The sequence below is a fragment of the Halomonas sp. B23F22_3 genome (assembly GCF_043496965.1).
GTDB lineage: Bacteria > Pseudomonadota > Gammaproteobacteria > Pseudomonadales > Halomonadaceae > Halomonas.
Window position 1 is genome coordinate 503,607 of sequence record NZ_JBIEKG010000004.1, and the last position, 17,566, is coordinate 521,172.

The 17,566-nt window shown below is 67.3% G+C and carries 16 protein-coding genes; 9 read left to right on the top strand and 7 right to left on the bottom strand.

Annotated features, from left to right (window positions below; translation table 11 throughout):
* Positions 1-17: 17 nt before the first annotated feature.
* Together ACGTNG_RS11530 and ACGTNG_RS11535 are read left to right on the top strand one after the other, a co-directional pair.
* Positions 18-1,247, top strand: a complete 1,230-nt coding sequence (locus ACGTNG_RS11530; protein ID WP_394577155.1) for a permease — start codon at positions 18-20, stop codon at positions 1,245-1,247.
* Positions 1,248-1,346: 99 nt separating this feature from the next.
* On the top strand, positions 1,347-2,282 hold the full coding sequence (locus tag ACGTNG_RS11535) for a cation diffusion facilitator family transporter (protein ID WP_394577156.1): 936 nt from the start codon (positions 1,347-1,349) through the stop codon (positions 2,280-2,282).
* Between the two features lie 30 nt (positions 2,283-2,312).
* Here the strand turns inward: ACGTNG_RS11535 and ACGTNG_RS11540 are convergent, their stop codons facing one another.
* From ACGTNG_RS11540 to ACGTNG_RS11555, 4 genes are all read right to left on the bottom strand, one after another.
* Entirely contained in the window at positions 2,313-3,947 is a 1,635-nt protein-coding gene (locus tag ACGTNG_RS11540; RefSeq protein WP_394577158.1) for an FMN-binding glutamate synthase family protein, read from the bottom strand.
* A 92-nt stretch (positions 3,948-4,039) separates the two neighbouring features.
* Positions 4,040-5,392: a sensor histidine kinase gene (locus ACGTNG_RS11545; RefSeq protein WP_394577159.1), complete on the bottom strand. Its 1,353-nt coding sequence runs from the start codon at positions 5,390-5,392 to the stop codon at positions 4,040-4,042.
* Entirely contained in the window at positions 5,389-6,060 is a 672-nt protein-coding gene (locus ACGTNG_RS11550; RefSeq protein ID WP_394577160.1) for a response regulator transcription factor, read from the bottom strand. Before ACGTNG_RS11550 ends, ACGTNG_RS11545 begins: the two co-directional genes overlap by 4 nt.
* Positions 6,057-6,413, bottom strand: coding sequence for a PepSY domain-containing protein (locus ACGTNG_RS11555; protein ID WP_394577161.1), 357 nt, complete (start codon positions 6,411-6,413; stop codon positions 6,057-6,059). Before ACGTNG_RS11555 ends, ACGTNG_RS11550 begins: the two co-directional genes overlap by 4 nt.
* Before the next feature lie 110 nt (positions 6,414-6,523).
* Between ACGTNG_RS11555 and ACGTNG_RS11560 the strand changes: the two genes are divergently transcribed.
* Positions 6,524-6,991, top strand: a complete 468-nt coding sequence (locus ACGTNG_RS11560; protein ID WP_394577163.1) for a PepSY domain-containing protein — start codon at positions 6,524-6,526, stop codon at positions 6,989-6,991.
* A 91-nt stretch (positions 6,992-7,082) separates the two neighbouring features.
* Here ACGTNG_RS11560 and ACGTNG_RS11565 read toward each other — a convergent pair whose 3' ends face one another.
* From ACGTNG_RS11565 to ACGTNG_RS11575, 3 genes are all read right to left on the bottom strand, one after another.
* Positions 7,083-7,604 (bottom strand): cytochrome b, encoded by a 522-nt coding sequence (locus ACGTNG_RS11565; protein ID WP_394577164.1) that lies wholly within the window; start codon positions 7,602-7,604, stop codon positions 7,083-7,085.
* Positions 7,605-7,729: 125 nt separating this feature from the next.
* Positions 7,730-8,512: a TSUP family transporter gene (locus ACGTNG_RS11570; RefSeq protein ID WP_394577165.1), complete on the bottom strand. Its 783-nt coding sequence runs from the start codon at positions 8,510-8,512 to the stop codon at positions 7,730-7,732.
* Between the two features lie 49 nt (positions 8,513-8,561).
* Positions 8,562-9,461, bottom strand: a complete 900-nt coding sequence (locus ACGTNG_RS11575; RefSeq protein ID WP_394577166.1) for a LysR family transcriptional regulator — start codon at positions 9,459-9,461, stop codon at positions 8,562-8,564.
* Between the two features lie 172 nt (positions 9,462-9,633).
* Between ACGTNG_RS11575 and ACGTNG_RS11580 the strand changes: the two genes are divergently transcribed.
* From ACGTNG_RS11580 to ACGTNG_RS11605, 6 genes are all read left to right on the top strand, one after another.
* Positions 9,634-11,145, top strand: coding sequence for a CoA-acylating methylmalonate-semialdehyde dehydrogenase (locus ACGTNG_RS11580; RefSeq protein ID WP_394577168.1), 1,512 nt, complete (start codon positions 9,634-9,636; stop codon positions 11,143-11,145).
* A 111-nt stretch (positions 11,146-11,256) separates the two neighbouring features.
* Entirely contained in the window at positions 11,257-12,921 is a 1,665-nt protein-coding gene (locus ACGTNG_RS11585) for a GMC family oxidoreductase (protein ID WP_394577169.1), read from the top strand.
* A 27-nt stretch (positions 12,922-12,948) separates the two neighbouring features.
* The gene (locus ACGTNG_RS11590; RefSeq protein WP_394577170.1) at positions 12,949-14,229 is read left to right on the top strand and encodes a CaiB/BaiF CoA transferase family protein; all 1,281 of its coding nucleotides are present in this window, start codon (positions 12,949-12,951) and stop codon (positions 14,227-14,229) included.
* Between the two features lie 31 nt (positions 14,230-14,260).
* Entirely contained in the window at positions 14,261-15,106 is an 846-nt protein-coding gene (locus tag ACGTNG_RS11595) for an enoyl-CoA hydratase (protein ID WP_444875022.1), read from the top strand.
* 256 nt (positions 15,107-15,362) lie between these two features.
* A complete protein-coding gene (locus ACGTNG_RS11600; protein ID WP_040185674.1) occupies positions 15,363-15,569 on the top strand; it encodes a cold-shock protein in 207 nt (68 codons plus the stop codon).
* Positions 15,570-15,757: 188 nt separating this feature from the next.
* Positions 15,758-17,527 carry an SLC13 family permease gene (locus tag ACGTNG_RS11605; protein ID WP_394577171.1) on the top strand — a complete coding sequence of 590 codons (1,770 nt, stop codon included), beginning with the start codon at positions 15,758-15,760 and terminating at the stop codon, positions 17,525-17,527.
* Positions 17,528-17,566 lie beyond the last annotated feature (39 nt).

The following is a 17,566-nucleotide window of genomic DNA, read 5'->3' on the forward strand; positions in this document are numbered from 1 at the left end:
CGTCGGAGGAGGAGCGGATGACGGAACACTTCCTGTCGCTATGGCGCGAAGCGGCCCTCACCAGCCTGGGCTTCTTCTGGATGGCGCTCTGGGCCTTCGCCCTGGGCTACCTGATCAGCAGCCTGATCCAGGTGCTGGTCACCCGGCAGCGCATGCAGCGCGCCATGGGCACGGATGGTCCGCGCAGCATGCTGCTGGCCAGCGTCTTCGGCTTCATCTCCAGCTCCTGCAGCTTCGCGGCGCTGGCGACCACCCGCACGCTCTTCCAGAAGGGTGCCGGCCTGGCGCCCTCCCTGGCCTTCATGCTGGCCTCCACCAACCTGGTGGTGGAGCTCGGGTTCGTGATCGCGATCTTCCTGGGCTGGCCCTTCGTGGTCGGCGAGTATGCCGGCGGCATCCTGTTGATCCTGCTGGCCTGGGCCTTCATCCGCCTGACCCGTCCCGAGGCACTCATCGCGCGAGTGCGTAAGCGGCTGGAGGGCGACGACGAGCACGACGAGGAGCAGGTGCCGGATTGGCGACAGACCGTGAAGAGCCGCGAGGGCTGGCGTCGGATCGGCCAGACCTACGTCATGGAGTGGCAGATGGTCTGGAAGGACGTGCTGATCGGCTTCACCGTGGCCGGCGTGATCGCCGCCTTCGTGCCGGAGAGCTTCTTCCAGGCCCTGTTTCTCGGCGCCGGCGACGACGATCCCGGCTTCTTCGCCCTGCTGGCGCAGGCGCTGGTCGGCCCGCTGGCGGCCTTCTTCACCTTCATCGGCTCCATGGGCAACATTCCGCTGGCCGCCGTGCTCTTCGACAACGGCGTGAGCTTCGCGGGGGTGATGGCCTTCATCTTCTCCGACCTGGTGGTGCTGCCGGTGCTGCGTATCAATGCCACCTACTACGGCTGGCGCATGGCGCTCTACATCCTGGCGCTGCTGCTCAGCACCCTGGTGGTGACGGCGCTGCTGCTGCACCTCGGCATGGACCTGCTCGGCTGGCTGCCCCAGGGGAGCGGCGCGGGCGCGATCACCGAGCGCGACTTCTTCGCGTTCAACTACGGCTTCGTCCTCAACCTGATCTTCCTGGCCGCCTCGGCGGCGCTGGGCTTTCTCTGGTGGCGGGGGCGCCAGGCGGGTGGGCATCACCACCATGATCACGGGGGCGGCGGCACCTCCCTGGGCAGCCGCGTGCTGCAAGCCATGGTGGTGCTCTCCCTGGCCTGGCTGGCCGGTGGCCTGCTGGTGGCGCCCTTCATCGGATAAGGGGCGCCCGACGGACGGCGCGCTGCCGGGCGGCGTGCGATGAGGGCCGATTCACCGGCAGCCGTTGCGGTATGCTGGGGGCCTGGCAAGGGAGGGCACATGGCACACGATCATCACCATCACCATTCGCATCACGCCACACCTCACACCGGTCTGGACAGCCAGCGCCGGCTGTTCTGGGCGATCCTGCTGACCGGCGGCTTCATGGTCGCCGAGGTGGTCGGGGGCATCCTCTCCGGCTCGCTGGCCCTGCTCGCCGACGCCGGCCACATGCTCACCGACACCGCGGCCCTCGCGCTCGCCTGGTTCGCCGCGCGCATCAGTCGCCGGCCGGCCGACGAGAAGCGCAGTTTCGGCTACCACCGGGTGCAGATCCTCGCCGCCTTCGTCAACGGCCTGACGCTGATCGCCATCGTGGTCTGGATCCTCATCGAGGCGATCCGTCGGCTGCTGTCGCCGGTGGAGGTGACGGGCAGCACCATGCTGGTGATCGCCGGCCTGGGACTGCTGGTCAACGTGGTGGTGTTCGCCATCCTGCACTTCGGCGACCGCGAGAACCTCAATATTCGCGGGGCCGCCCTGCACGTGCTGGGGGACCTGCTGGGCTCGGTGGCGGCGATCGTCGCGGCCCTGGTGATCCTCGCCACCGGCTGGATGCCCATCGACCCGCTGCTCTCGATGCTGGTGGCTCTGCTGATCCTGCGCAGTGCCTGGAAGCTGACCCGGGAGTCCGGGCACATCCTGCTGGAGGGGGCGCCGGCGGGCGTCGATCCCTCGGCGCTGCGCCGGGAGATTCCCGAGCAGCTCGAGGCGGTCTGCAACGTGCATCACGTGCATGTCTGGTCGCTGACGCCGGGACGCCATCTCGTCTCGCTGCATGCGGCCATCGACGAGGGCGAGGATCGCCAGGCCGCTCTGCTGGCGATCCGCTCGCTGTTGGTGGAGCGCTATGGCCTTTCCCATGCCACCATCCAGCTCGAGAGCCGGCACCACTGCGCCGATGAACCCGCGGCGTCCGGGGAGCAGCGCGACTGAGCGTCTCCCCGAGGCCCGATGCCCGGGCCGCTAGACCAGCTTGCTGTGACGCCGCCGTGCCAGCGCGTCGGGCGGGTCGAAGTGGTCGGGGTCGGCGAGGTCCCAGTAGTCGCGAAACACGGGATGGCGTGAGGCGCCGCCATTCAGCAGCTCGTCCGGGGGCAGGATGTCGTAGAGCTCGTCGAAGCTCTTCACCTCATGGGCGGAGAGTCGATGCATCACGTGCTCGGGGCCGAGTTCCCGCGGATGGGAGAGGCCGGCGGCGGCCAGCATCTCGGCCAGCGCCGCGAGGGTGTTGGCGTGGAAGCGCTCGACCCGGCGCGACTTGTGCTCGACGTCCAGCCGGCTGCCGCGCAGCGGGTCCTGGGTCGCCACGCCGCTTGGGCAGCGGTCGGTGTGACAGTTCTGGGCCTGGATGCAGCCCAGGGCGAACATGTAGCCCCGGGCGGCATTGCACCAGTCGGCGCCCAGGGCCATGGCGCGGGCGAGATCGAAGGCGCTGATCACCTTGCCGGCGGCCCCGAGGGACACCCGCTCGCGCAGCCCGGCGCCCACCAGGGTGTTGTGCACCAGCAGCAGGGCCTCGGTGAGGGGCATGCCCAGACGGTTGGTCAGCTCCAGCGGGGCGGCGCCGGTGCCTCCCTCGCCGCCGTCGACCACCACGAAGTCCGGGGCCTCGTCCTCCTCCAGCATCGCCTTGACCAGGGCGAACCACTCCCAGGCATGCCCGATGGCCAGCTTGATGCCCACCGGCTTGTCACCGGAGAGCTCGCGTAGCCGGCGGATGAAGTGGATCAGTTCGCGGGGCGTGGAGAAGGCCGAGTGGGCGGCGGGGGAGACCACGTCCTGGCCCATGGTCACGCCGCGGGTCGAGGCGATCTCGGCAGTCACCTTGGCGGCGGGCAGGATGCCGCCATGGCCCGGCTTGGCGCCCTGGCTGAGCTTGATCTCGATCATCTTCACCGTGTCCGCGGTGGCCTGCTCACGGAAGCGCTCGGGGTCGAACCGGCCCTGCTCGTCTCGGCAGCCGAAGTAGCCGGAGCCGATCTCCCAGACCAGGTCGCCGCCATGCCGGTGGTGGGGGGAGATCGCGCCTTCGCCGGTGTCGTGGTAGAAGCCGCCGAGCCTTGCCCCCTGGTTGAGGGCGCTGATGGCATGGGCGGAGAGCGCCCCGAAGCTCATCGCCGAGATGTTGAACACGCTGGCCCGATAGGGCCTGGCACGCCCGGCCCCGATGGTGATGCGAAAGTCCGGGTCGTCGATGCGGGCCGGCGACAGCGAGGGGCTCATCCACTCGTAGCCGGGGGTGCGCATGTCGCAGAGCGAGCCGAAGGGGCGCTTGTCGCTGATGTCCTTGGCGCGCTGGTAGACCAGCCGGCGCTGCTCCCTGGAGAAGGGGACCGCCTCGTTGTCGGGCTGGATGATGTACTGGCGAAGCTCCGGACCGAACGACTCCAGGTTGTAGCGCAGGTGGGCGAGGATCGGGTAGTTGCGGCTCACCGTGCGCCTGCGCTGGAGGATGTCATGGCTGCCCAGGGCGACGAGCAGGCCGAACCCGAGCACGCCCCACCACCAGCCAGGGTCTTCCTCGGCGCCGAGGAGGCTGCCGGCGAGGCCGAGCAGGCTGATCACATAGGCGCCGTAGCGCAGCGGAAACGGGGGCATGGAGCGCTCCTGACAGGGGTCGGTGCCGCCATTGCACGGCGGCGCGGAAGGGGTGTCAATGTGCCCGTCAGGGCAGGGTCGCGCGCGCCGCATCAGCCGGCGGACTGGAAGGGGCGGTCGGGCAGCCAGACGCGCACTGCCAGGCCACCGAGGCGCGCGCGGGCTAGCTCCAGCCGGCCGCCATTGAGCTTCACCAGGTCGGCCACGATGGCCAAGCCCAGGCCGTTGCCCGGGCGCTGCTCGTCGAGCCGGGCGCCGCGGGCCAGGGCGGCCTGGCGATTGGCCTCGTCCATGCCCGGCCCGTCGTCCTCGACCTCCAGCCAGCTTCCCTCGGCATCGCTGCCGCCGCGCATCTCGACCCGTCCGTTTGCCCAGCGCAGGGCATTGTCCAGCAGGTTGCCGACCAGTTCCTGCAGGTCCTGGGCCTCCATGCGTACGCGCATGGAGGCCGGCAAGTCGTGGCAGAGGGTGATGCCGCGTCGCTCGGCCAGGCGGCCAAGCCCCGCGAGGATGGGCATGAGCACCTCGCCGGCGGCGAGGCGCGGCGCCAGGCCGGTGTCCCCGGCCGCCGAGGCGCGGGCCAGGTGGTGGCGGACCGCCGCATCGATGCGCGCCAGTTCGTCACGGAGGCGCGTGCGGCGGGGTTCCTCGATCCCGTCGGCGAGGGTGGTCAGCACGCTCACCGGGGTCTTCAGCGCGTGCGCCAGGTTGCCCGCGGCGTGGCGCGCATGGGTCATCAGTCGCCGGTCGCGGTCCAGTACCCCGTTCATGGCCCGGGCCAGGCGCGCGAGCTCCGGCGACAGGCGCGTATCCAGGCGCTCGGCGTCGCCGTTCTCCACCCGCTGCAGGTCGGCCTGTATCCGGCGCAGCGGGGCCAGGCCCCAGCGCACCTGCAGGGCCAGGGTCGCCAGCAGCAGCAGCCCCAGCCCGACCAGGAAGAGCGTGACCAGCCGGGTGAAGCGGGCGAGCTCCGTGTCCAGCGCTTCCCTAGAGACGGCCACGCTGACATGCAGGGGGCCGTCCAGCGATGCCAGCAGGATATCGCGCTCGATGACGCGCAGCGGCGTCCCGCGGGGTCCCGTCAGGTCGCGCAGAATCAGCTCGCGGTGCTGGCGCGTGGGCAGGCGCTGGTCCCACAGCGAGCGGGAGGTCAGCACCCGCTCGCCGCCGTCGCTGATCTGCCAGTACCAGCCGGAGAGGGCCTGCTCGAAGCGCGGGTCGCCCAGCGAGCGCTCATGCACCAGCCGCTGCTGCGCCGAGTCCCAGTCGAGACCGGCGACCACCACGTTGAGCAGGGCGTCCAGGCGCTCGTCGAAGGCGCCCGTCGCGGTGGTGCGGAAGTAGTGGGAGAGCCCCGCGCCGGCCAGCGGCAGCGCGATCGCGAGGGTCAGCAGGGAGGCCAGCAGCAGGCGGCTGGCCAGCGACAGACGCCGCAGTCGACTCATGGTGTCTCGTCGTCTCCGACCAGACGATACCCCTGGCCTCGGTGGGTCTGGATGCGGGCGGCACCGAGCTTGCGGCGCAGCCGGCTGATCTGGACATCGATGACGTTGGAGTCCGGCTCGTGGTCGCGGTCGTAGACGTGCTCGGCGAGCTCGCTGCGGCTCACCACGCCGGGCGCGGCGTGGGCCAGGTAGGCGAGCAGCCGCGACTCCTGGGCGGTCAGGCTCACCGGGCGGCCGGCCAGGGTGACGCTGCCGGTGTGGGTGTCGAAGGCAAGCTCGCCGATCCTCAGCACCGGGTGGGCGTGGCCGTGGCTGCGCCGCACCAGGGCGCGCAGCCGGAACAGCACCTCGGCGGTCTCGAAGGGCTTGGTGACGTAGTCGTCGGCGCCGGCGGAGAAGCCGGCGGCCTTGTCGGCCCAGCGGGTGCGGGCGGTGAGCACCAGCACCGGCGTGTCGATGGCGTCCTCGCGCCACTCGGCGAGCCAGCGGCTGCCATCACCGTCGGGCAGGCCAAGGTCCAGGATCACCGCGTCATAGGCCTCGGTGCGCACCAGGAAGTCCGCCTCGCCGCCGGTGGCGGCGGTCTCCATCAGCACGCCGGCGTCACCCAGGGCCTCTTGCAGCGCCTCGGCCAGCGCCCGGTCATCCTCCACCAGAAGCACCTTCATGGCTCGCGCCTCATGCCGTCGATGTTCACGCCCTCCATGCCGATCAGCTCGCCACTGGCGGCATCGAATTCGAACTCCACCACCTGGCCCTGGGGGCCGAGCATCTCGACCTCGTAGATCATCCTGCCATCGTCACGCTCGAGCTCCACCTCCAGGACCTGGCCCACATAGCGGGCCTCGAGCCAGTCGAGGATGTCGGACAGGGGCACGACTCTCCCTTCGCGCACCGCCTCGTGAAGGTCGCGCCACGCCTCGTCTGCCGGCGCGGGGGATGCGGCCAGCAGGACGAAGAGAGCCGCCAGTGCCGCTAGGCACGGGCGGGAATTGGGGGAGAGCAGGCGTCTTGTGATCATGGTGACAGCGTGCCAGGCCGAACATGAATGCAGCATGAACGGCGCCGTCACCCTGTGGCAAGGTCCGCCGCGGTACAACGGACCGGCAACCCGCAGAGGAGGAATGACCCATGCAACGCAAGATGATACTGACCGCTTCCCTGGCCGCCCTGCTGGGCGCCGCCACCCTGGTCCAGGCCGAGGATGGGCGCCAGGCGACGGAGCGGCTCGATGACATCCTCGCCCAGGCCAGCGCCTTCGGCTTCCAGTCCTTCGAGGAGATCGAGGCGCAGCGCAATGACCGTTTCACGGTGGAGGGCTGGCTCGACGACGAGTGGCGTGCCGAGGTGCGCTTCTCGCTGGAGAGCGGCGAGAGCCTCAGGGAGGAACGCAAGCGTCGTGAGGGTGGCGCCTGGGGCATGAGCGAGGCCGAGGTTCGCGAGGCGATGGTCCTGGCCATGGACGAGGGCCTGGCCGAGTTCGAGGAGGTCGAGGTCGACCGCGACGGTCGCATCGAGATCGAGGGCCGCGACGCCGATGGCCGTGAGCTCGAGGTCAAGAGCCGTGGCGGAGAGCTGCTCGAGGTGGAGCAGGACTGAGCCACCGCCGGGGCCACAGGCCCCGGCGTCAACTCCTGAACGCAGCGGGCCCGGCGCGACAGCCTCGCGCCGGGCCCGCTGCGTGGGGCGGTCAGGTCATGCGCTGCAGGCTGCGCTCCCCGAGCCACCACTGGTGCGCCAGGGCGGCGATCACATGACCGGCGATGACGAACCACAGCAGGTTGGCGAGCACCTCGTGGGTCTCCTCGAAGGCCTCCTCGAGCCACTCGATCTCGGCACCCGCCGCGACCAGCGGCACGCCGAAGAGCGTCACGCCCTCGCCGCTGCCGATGGCCGCCAGCAGGCCGCTCAGCGGGATCACCAGCAGCAGGGCATAGAGGACCAGATGGCCGAGCCGCGCGGCCAGACGCCAGTGGGCGGGCGGTACCGGGCGGCCGCGGTTGACGACGCGCCAGGCCAGGCGAAAGGCAAGCAGCGCCAGCAGCGTCATGCCGATGCTCTGGTGCAGGGTCATCGCGGCGGCCTCGCCGAGGCCCTCGAATTCCTCCATCCACCAGTCGCTGCCCAGCATCAGCAGCACCAGCAGGGCCATGGACCAGTGAAGGGCGCGGGAGACGGCGCCATAGCGGTGTTCGGTATCGAGCCAGTGCATCAGGATCACTCCTCTCTGTGGGGTACATGATCCGTCTTACACCTGTGCGCCTTGCAGCAGCCTGAACGCCTCGTTCATTCGGCGTTCATGTGGCGAGCCCCTGCCGGCGGTTCGCGCCACGAGACTCAGCCCGCCGAGCCATAGAGCCCCACCACGCTGACCAGGATGAGGACCCCGCCGAGCACCCGGAAGTAGAGGTTCGTGCGGCTGGCGAGCATGTGCTGGTGGGCGCGTTCGCCCAGCAGGTGGCCGAGCAGGGCGCAGGGCAGCAGCCACAGGTGGTGGATGAGCTGCAGGTCGACGCCGGCGATCACGAAGGAGACCATCTTGATCAGCACCAGGATGAACCAGAGCACGAAGAGGGTGTCGCGCAGCTGGTGGGCGGCCACGTGGGTGGCGAACACCGCGACGATCAGTGGAGCGCCGATCAGCGAGGTGCCGCTGACGTAGCCACCCAGCGCCAGGAGCACCCCGTCCAGGACGCGGTTGTGGCTGCGAAAGGGCCTGTCGAGCACATAGCCGACCGCGTAGACCATCACGATCACGAAGATGATGCTGCTCAGCACATTGCCCGGCAGGGTCAGCAGGCCGACGACCCCGATCAGCTTGGGGATGATCATGACCTTCATCGCCCTGAGCAGGTAGCCCCAGTCGATGTTGCCCTCGGTCGGTGCCTGGCCGTCGTTGGCGGCCACCAGCTGGCGGTGGCCGCGCCAGGCGATCCAGCTGGAGAAGATCAGCAGGTGCACGGCGATGATCGGCAGGAAGACCAGCGGCTCATCGAGCACCAGCAGCAGGAAGGGCAGCGACAGCACGGCACCGCCGAAGCCGAGGCTGGTCCTGACGAAGCCGCTCCACACGAAGATGAGCCCGATCAGGGCATACTCCCAGGCCTCGAGCCCCGTCATCCTTCCTCCTCTCTGCTGTCAGGGCCACGGTGGTCAGGGCGTGGCGTCGTCACTCCGGCGTACCCCAGACCCGGGAGAGCACCTCCAGGGCCTCGGCGATCACCGTCTCCTCGCCGCGATCACGTTGCCAGATGAAGCTCAGCGCACAGGGAAGGCGCACGCCCTCGGCGACCGTCAGGCCGCGCTCCTGGCGCTCGGCCATGGCCAGGGCATCCCGGGCCAGGCTGAGCCCGACCCCGGCGCGCACCAGATCGAGCATGCAGGCCTCCTGGTCCACCTGGGCCACGCCCCTGGGCACGATACCCAGTGGGTCGAGCACGCCGTGCAGCAGGCGGTGGTGGGCCGAGTTCTCGGGCGTGGTGATCCACGGCAGGGTGGCGAGCCGGGACCAGTCGGCGCCGGCCAGTCGGCTGCCCCAGCCGGCCGGGGCGATCACGTGGTAGTGGAAGTGGGTGAGCTCACGGTGGGCGATCCCGGGGAGGTCCGGGCCCTCGCCGGGCGGCGACAGGAAGAAGCCGACGTCCAGTTCGCCGCGACGCACCCACTCCAGTACGGTGCCGCTCATGCCGTGATGCAGCTCCGTCTCGAGCTGCGGCGCCCGCTCCACCAGGCGGTGCAGGAAGGCGCCCAGGCGCACGAATTCCGGGTCCACGATGGTGCCGATCTTGAGCCGACCACGCAGGGTGCTGTGCAGGGTGCGCGCGTTCTGCTCGAAGGTGGCCACGGCCGCGAGGGCCTTCTCGGCGGCGGGCAACAGGGCCTGACCATCCTCGGTCAGCGACAGCCCCTTGGGATGTCGCTGGAACAGGGTGAGGCCGAGGCTCTCCTGAAACAGCTTGAGCTTGAGGCTGACCGCCGGCTGGGTCAGATGCAAACGCTCGGCGGCTCTTGACACGCTGCCCTCCTGGGCGACGGTGACGAAGGCGCGCAGGCTCTGAAGCTCCTGCATGGGGCGTGTCGCTCCTGTGTTCTGCGGTATTTGTAAACCTTATATCCTGGTTAGAAATTACTCAATTGATCCTGGTGACGGTCCAGCTCATCTTGGCGCCCATGGCATCGCTTCTGATAGCAGCAGTGATGCGACCTGACGATGACCCGACCAACGACAAGACGAGGCGACCATGACCACAGCCAGCATCCAGCATTATATCAATGGGCAAATGTCAGCCGGCGAATCCGGCCAGAGCCAGGCCGTCACGAATCCGGCCACCGGCCAGGTGACGGGGCAGGTGGCGCTGGCCTCCCAGGCCGATGTGTCCACTGCCGTGGCCGCCGCCCTGTCCGCCTTTCCGGCCTGGGCCGATACCCCGCCGATCCGGCGCGCGCGAGTGATGTTCAAGTTCCTGGAGCTGCTCAATGCCCACAAGGATGAGATGGCAGAGGCGATCACCCGGGAGCACGGCAAGGTGTTCACCGATGCCCAGGGCGAGGTGGCGCGGGGCATCGATATCGTCGAGTTCGCCTGTGGCATCCCGCAGCTGCTCAAGGGGGACTACACCGAGCAGGTCAGCACCGGCATCGACAACTGGACCACACGCCAGCCGCTGGGCGTGGTGGCCGGTATCACCCCGTTCAACTTCCCGGCCATGGTGCCGATGTGGATGTTCCCGCTGGCCATCGCTGCCGGTAACAGCTTCATCCTCAAGCCGAGCCCGCTGGATCCCAGCGCCTCGCTGCTGATGGCCGACCTGCTCAAGCAGGCCGGGTTGCCGGATGGCGTGTTCAACGTGGTGCAGGGCGACAAGGACTCGGTGGAGGCGCTGCTCGACCACCCCGACGTCAAGGCGCTGTCGTTCGTCGGCTCCACGCCCATCGCCAACCTGATCTACGAGCGTGGCGCTCGCCAGGGCAAGCGTATTCAGGCCCTCGGCGGCGCCAAGAACCACATGGTGGTGATGCCCGACGCCAACCTCGACAAGGCCGTCGACGCCCTGATCGGCGCGGCCTACGGCAGCGCCGGCGAGCGCTGCATGGCAATCAGCGTGGCGGTGCTGGTGGGCGATGTGGCCGATGAGCTCGTGCCGCGTCTGGCGGAGCGGACCCGGGCGCTCAAGATCAAGAACGGCATGGAGCTCGATGCCGAGATGGGCCCCATCGTCACGGCCCAGGCCCACCAGCGCATCACCGGTTACATCGACAAGGGCGTGGCCGAGGGCGCCGAACTGGTGGTCGACGGTCGTGACTTCGATCCCTCCGTTACCGGGGAAGGCTGTGCCGACGGCTTCTGGATGGGCGGCACCCTGTTCGATCACGTCACCCCGGAGATGACCATCTACAAGGAGGAAATCTTCGGTCCGGTGCTGGTCTGCGTGCGGGTGCCGGACGTGGCCACGGCGATCCAGCTGATCGACGATCACGAGTTCGGCAACGGCGTGAGTTGCTTCACCGAGAGCGGCAGCGTGGCCCGTGAGTTCGGCCGCCGCATCCAGGTGGGCATGGTGGGCATCAACGTGCCGATCCCGGTGCCGATGGCCTGGCACGGCTTCGGCGGCTGGAAGCGCTCGATGTTTGGTGACACCCACGCCTACGGCGAGGAGGGCGTGCGCTTCTACACCAAGCAGAAGTCGATCATGCAGCGCTGGTCGAGCTCCATCGAGCACGGGGCCGAGTTCGCGATGCCGACGTCCAAGTAACTCCTCCCTCAATGACCGACAGGCATGCCGGCCGGCCAGCTGGTTTCCGCCAGCGACCGAGTACCGCCACCCGGGTGGCGGTATGGTCGGCATGTCGAACGAGAGCATGACATGGCTGACCATTCCAACGATAAACACGCCTTCGACTATATCGTGGTGGGCGCCGGCACCGCCGGCTGCCTGCTCGCCAACCGCCTCAGTGCCGACCCGGCCAACCGGGTGCTGCTGATCGAGGCGGGCGGTCGTGACACCTACCACTGGATTCATATCCCGGTGGGCTACCTCTACTGCATCGACAATCCCCGTACCGACTGGCGGTTTCGCACCGAGCCGGACCAGGGGCTCAACGGCCGCTCATTGATCTATCCCCGCGGCAAGACGCTCGGCGGCTGCTCCAGCATCAACGGCATGCTCTATCTGCGTGGCCAGGCTCGCGACTATGACGGTTGGGCCGAGCTCACCGGCGACGACGCCTGGCGCTGGGAGAATTGCCTTGCCGACTTCATGAAGCATGAGGATCACCATCGCCTGGATGACGGGGGCGACGCCGATGCCGCCCATCGTGACTTCCACGGCCATGGTGGTGAATGGCGGGTCGAGAAGCAGCGCCTGAAGTGGCAGGTGCTGGACGATTTCGCCACCGCTGCCGTGGAGGCCGGCATCCCGCGGACGCGGGATTTTAACCGCGGCGACAACGAGGGTGTCGACTACTTCGAGGTCAACCAGCGCTCCGGTTGGCGCTGGAACACGTCCAAGGCCTTTCTGCGTGGCGTCGAGAAGCGTGACAACCTGACCCTGTGGCATTCCACTCAGGTGCTGGGACTCGAGGTCGAGCAGGACGAAGGCGGCGTGCCGCGTTGCAGTGGCGTCAAGACCGAGCGGGATGGCGAGAGGGTCGTGGCGACGGCCAGCCGTGAGGTGATCCTCTCCGCAGGCGCAATCGGCTCACCGCACTTGCTGCAGCTCTCGGGGATCGGCCCCGCGGATCTGCTGGCCGAGCACGGCATCCCCGTGGTGGCCGACCTGCCGGGCGTGGGGGAAAACCTGCAGGACCACCTGCAGATTCGCTCGGTGTACAAGGTGACCGGGGCCAAGACCCTCAACACCATGGCCAGCTCGCTCATGGGCAAGGCGAAGATCGGCCTGGAGTACGTTCTCAAGCGCTCCGGCCCCATGAGCATGGCGCCGTCCCAGCTGTGTGCCTTCACGCGCAGCTCAGATGATCAGCCGTATCCCAATCTCGAGTATCACGTGCAGCCGCTGAGCCTGGAGGCCTTCGGCCAGCCGCTCCACGATTTTCCGGCAATCACCGCCAGCGTGTGCAACCTCAATCCCACCAGTCGGGGCACGGTGCGCATCAAGAGTCGCGATCCACGACAGGCCCCGGCCATCGCGCCCAACTACCTGAGCACTCCCGAAGACCGTCAGGTGGCCGCGGACTCGTTGCGGGTCACCCGACGCATCGCCGAGCAGCCCGCCTTCGCGAAATATTCGCCGGAGGAGTTCAAGCCTGGGCTGGAGTACCAGAGCAACGAGGACCTGACACGGCTGGCCGGCGACATCGGTACCACCATCTTCCACCCGGTGGGCACCGCGAAGATGGGGCGCCAGGACGACCCGCAGGCCGTGGTGGACTCGCATCTTCGGGTCAAGGGCGTTCACGGCCTGAGGGTCGTCGATGCCAGCGTGATGCCCACCATCACCAGCGGTAACACCAATTCGCCGACCTTGATGATCGCCGAGAAGGCAGCGGGATGGATCCTGAAATCACAATGAACCATACAATGATCTGGGAGGAAACCGATGGCCGCCTCTATGCAAATGGAGCCTAAAAAAGGCCCTCTTCACGGCATCACCGTGCTCGATTTTTCCCGAGTGCTTGCCGGACCCTATTGCACCATGGTGCTGGCCGACCTGGGCGCCCGCGTCATCAAGGTTGAAAAAATCGGTACCGGCGACGATACGCGGGAGTTCGGTCCCTTCGTCGAGGGCGAGAGCGCCTATTTCAGTTGCTTCAATCGCAACAAGGAAAGCATCGTCCTGGACATCAAGTCACCGCGTGACCGTGAACTTCTGGAGCGACTGCTGGATGAATCCGACGTGCTGGTCGAGAATTTCCGGCCCGGCGTGATGGAGCGCCTGGGGTATGGTCCCGACCGCCTGGCCTTGACGCACCCGCACCTGATCTACTCCTCCATTTCGGGGTTCGGCCATACCGGGCCCTTCAGCGAACTGCCCGGCTACGACATGGTCGTGCAGGCCATGGGCGGAATCATGAGCCTGACGGGCTGGCCGGACGGCGAGCCGTCACGAGTCGGTACCAGTTTCGGCGACCTGAGCGCGGCATTATTCGCTGCGGTGGGCATCATCGCCTCCATCTACAGCCGCACCAAGGATGCCCAGGGTACCCGGGTCGATATCGGCATGCTCGACTGCCAGGCGGCACTGATGGAAACGGCACTGGCTCGCTATGACATCGAGGGAAAAGTGCCCAACCGGACCGGCGACTGCCATCCGTCACTGGCACCCTTCGAAAGCTTTCGTGCCAAGGACGGAAAGATCGTGATTGCCGCCGGTAACGATACGCTTTTCCTCTTGATGGCCGACGTGCTGGGTGTGCCGAGACTGGCGTTCGATCCCAGGTTCATCACTAATGACCTGCGTTGCCAGAATCGCCCGGCGATGGTCGCCGAGATGGAAGAAGTGCTTTCGAAAAAACCGGTTCAACACTGGGTCGACTTGCTCAACGAGGAGGGGGTTCCCTGCTCGCCGATCAATACCATCGACAAGCTATTCGATAATCCACAACTTAAAGCCCGCAACATGATCGTCAAGGTTCAGGGCCAGGCCGGAAAATCCTTCAGGACCGCCGGTAACCCGATCAAGCTGACCGGTCGTGAGGATCTCGATGCTGACATGCCATCCAGCTCTCCGGGACTCGGGCAGCACAGGGAAGCGATCCTGGCCGAGCTGATGTCTCATTACGGGTCCTACAATCTTCCGTCGAGTCAGGAAGGCGAAGAACGAACTGTCGAGGAAAGTGCCGACGAGGAAAGTCGCCAGGCCTCGAAGACACCCAGTTAACAACGTCCCTAGCGCATATTGGAGAATCGAGATGTCCCAAGCCAATGATGTCAAGACAAAAGACCCCAAGGGAGCCGCTGTGTCCGGTTCATCTTCCAAGAGCAAGGGGCCCGAGATGATCATCGTCGAACGGCGCGAACGCGTCGGGCTGATCACCCTGAATCGGCCCAAGAGCCTGAATGCGCTCAATCGCCAACTGGCCGAAGAGACCTTGGCCGCGCTTCGCGATTTCGACGCTGACCCGGCCATTGGCGCGATCGTCATCACGGGCAGTCCCCGGGCCTTCGCCGCGGGGGCCGACATCGAGGAGATGGCGGAGAAGTCCTTCACCGACTTCTACATGGATGATTTCCTGTCGCCCTGGGACCAGGTCCGGCAGGTGTCCAAGCCGATCATCGCCGCCGTCAGCGGGTTCGCACTCGGCGGGGGGTGCGAGTTGGCGCTGTTGTGTGACCTTATCATCGCCTCGGAAGACGCCCAGTTCGGCCAGCCGGAGATCAAGCTGGGCATCCTGCCCGGGATCGGCGGCTCACAACGCCTGGCTCGCTCGATCGGCAAGGCCCTGGCGATGGATCTGGTGTTGACCGGGAGGAACATTGGCGCTCAAGAAGCCAAGGATGCCGGCCTGGTGGCGCGCATTGTTCCGAAGGACGAACTGCTGCAGAACGCCCTCGAGGCGGCACACACCATCGCCGGGTACAACATGCCGGCGGTCAAGATGGCCAAGGTGGCCGTCAACGCCGCGTTCGAGACCCCGCTGGCCGAGGGGCTGCGTCAGGAGCGTCTGCTCTTCCAGGCGGCGTTTGCGACCGAGGGACAGAAGGAAGGCATGAGCGCCTTCGTCAAGAAGCGCGCCCCCGTCTTTCGCCACCGCTGACGGGGGGCGGTCTCAAGTTTCGGGCGCAACGCTATCGAAGGGGGCTCGGGCCGTCGGCAAACAATGTCTCCAGTGCAAAATAGTGTTGACCTGTGCCCGGCAACGGCGCACTATGCGTGCAGTTGGTTAGCAATTGGAACGTCCAAGCGGTCATCGAAAGCTCATAGCGTCGATTTCCCGGTGAAAGTTTCTTGTTTTACCCACTGCAACTCGGGTATTTCCCGGCACAATCTAACGCTATTCGAGGAATTCGATCATGGCTACTGGTACCGTCAAGTGGTTCAACGACACTAAAGGCTTCGGCTTCATTTCTCCGGACGACAACGGTGACGACCTGTTCGCTCACTTCTCCGAGATCAAGGCAGAAGGCTTCAAGTCCCTGCAAGACGGTCAGAAGGTCTCCTTCGACGTCACCCAGGGCAAGAAAGGCCTCCAGGCTTCCAACATCCAGGTCATCGGCTGAACGTCGACCGATCTTGATGTGACTGCCTGACGGCAGTCGAGAAAGGCCCGCGAAAGCGGGCCTTTTGCGTGGGCGGTCATTCGGCCTCTATGTTCTAAAAAGTTATTTCTAGATTTCTAAAAATAACTTTTTAGAATAACTGTCGGCGTTCACAATGGGCTTCGTTCTGTCGTGACCGGATCCCCCTCATGCCGCTGGATGCCTGGCTCTCCCTTGCCACCGTGATCGCCGTCTTCCCGTTGATGGCCTTCTCGCGCGTCGGCCCCGACATCGTGCTGCTCGGCGCGGTGATCCTGCTGCTCACCCTCGGCGTGATCGAACCGGCCCAGGCGCTGGCGGGCTTCTCGAGCACGGGCCTGTTTACCGTGGCCTTCATGTACGTGCTGGTGACCAGCATTCGTGAAACCGGTGGCATCGACCTGATCATCCGCCACGTGCTGGGGCGCCCCCGCAGTGAGGGCAGGGCGATGCTGCGCCTGCTGCTGCCGGTCGCCTCGCTCAGCGCCCTGCTCAACAATACGCCGGTGGTGGCGACCTTCATCCCGGCGGTGCTGAGCTGGAGCCGGCGCGTCGCCGTCCCGGCGCACCGCCTGCTGATGCCGCTCAGCTTCGCCTCGATCCTCGGCGGCACCATCACCCTGTTCGGCACCAGCACCAACCTGGTCGTCCACGGCCTGCTCGTCGATCGCGCCCCCTCCCTGGCGATGGGGCTGTTCGATATCGCCTGGGTCGGCGTGCCGGTGGCCCTGGTGGGGCTGCTCTATCTGCTGCTGCTGGGACCGCGCCTGCTGCCGGCGCGGCGAGGCGCCGCCTCGGCCTTCGACAATCCCCGCGAGTTCACCATCGAGATGGAAGTGGCGCCCGATGGCCCACTGGTGGATCGCACGGTCGAGGAGGCCGGCCTGCGCCACCTGCAGGCGCTGTTTCTGGTCGAGATCGAGCGCGACGGCAATGTCGTCAGCGTGGTGGGGCCCGGCGAGCACCTCAAGGGCGGCGATCGGCTGGTGTTCGCCGGGACCAGCGAGGGCGCCGTGGAACTGCAGCAGATTCGCGGACTCGTGCCGACGCGCCAGGGCGCCTCGAGCCTCGAGAAGGACTTCAAGGAGCGCCGCCTGGTGGAGGCGGTGGTCTCCGGCCAATGCCAGTTCATCGGCCGGCGCATTCGCGATGGCCACTTTCGCACCCTCTACGGCGCGGCGGTGCTGGCGGTCTGCCGCGGTGGCGAGCGGGTCGCCGGCAACCTCGGCCAGATCCGCCTGCAACCCGCCGATGTGCTGCTGCTGGAGGCGCGGCCGCCCTTCATCGAGCGCCATCGCCAGTCGCGGGACTTCCTGCTGATCAGCAAGGTCAACGGTGCCGCGCGCCCGGTCCACGAGAAGGCCTGGTTGGCCTGGGCCATCCTGGCGGGCGTGGTGGCGCTGGCGACCTTTGGGGTGATGAGCATGATGAAGGCCGCCATGCTCGGGGCGCTGCTGGCGCTGGCCACCGGCTGCTGCTCGGTCGGGGCGGCGCGACGCGGGCTCGATACCCAGGTGCTGCTGACCATCGCCGCCTCCTTCGGGCTCGGGGCGGCCCTCGAGAGTTCGGGCGCCGCGGCCACGCTGGCCGGCCTGGCGCTGGCGCTGGCCGACGGCAATCCCTGGCTGCTGCTGGTGGGGAGCTACCTGCTGGTGGCCCTGCTCACGGAGCTGGTCACCAACAACGCCGCCGTGGTGATCACCTTCCCGGTGGTCATGGCCGGGGCGGAGAGCCTGGGGGTGAGTCCCATGCCCTTCGTGGTGGCGGTGATGTTCGCCGCCTCGGCGAGCTTCCTGACGCCGATCGGCTACCAGACCAACCTGATGGTGCACGGGCCCGGGGGCTATCGCCTCGGTGACTTCCTGCGCCTCGGCGGCCCCCTGAACCTGCTCATCGCCCTGGTGGCGCTGACCCTGATCCCGCTGTTCTGGCCCTTCTGAGCGCGCTCGCCGGCGGGCGGCGTTTGCGGTAGGGTGTCG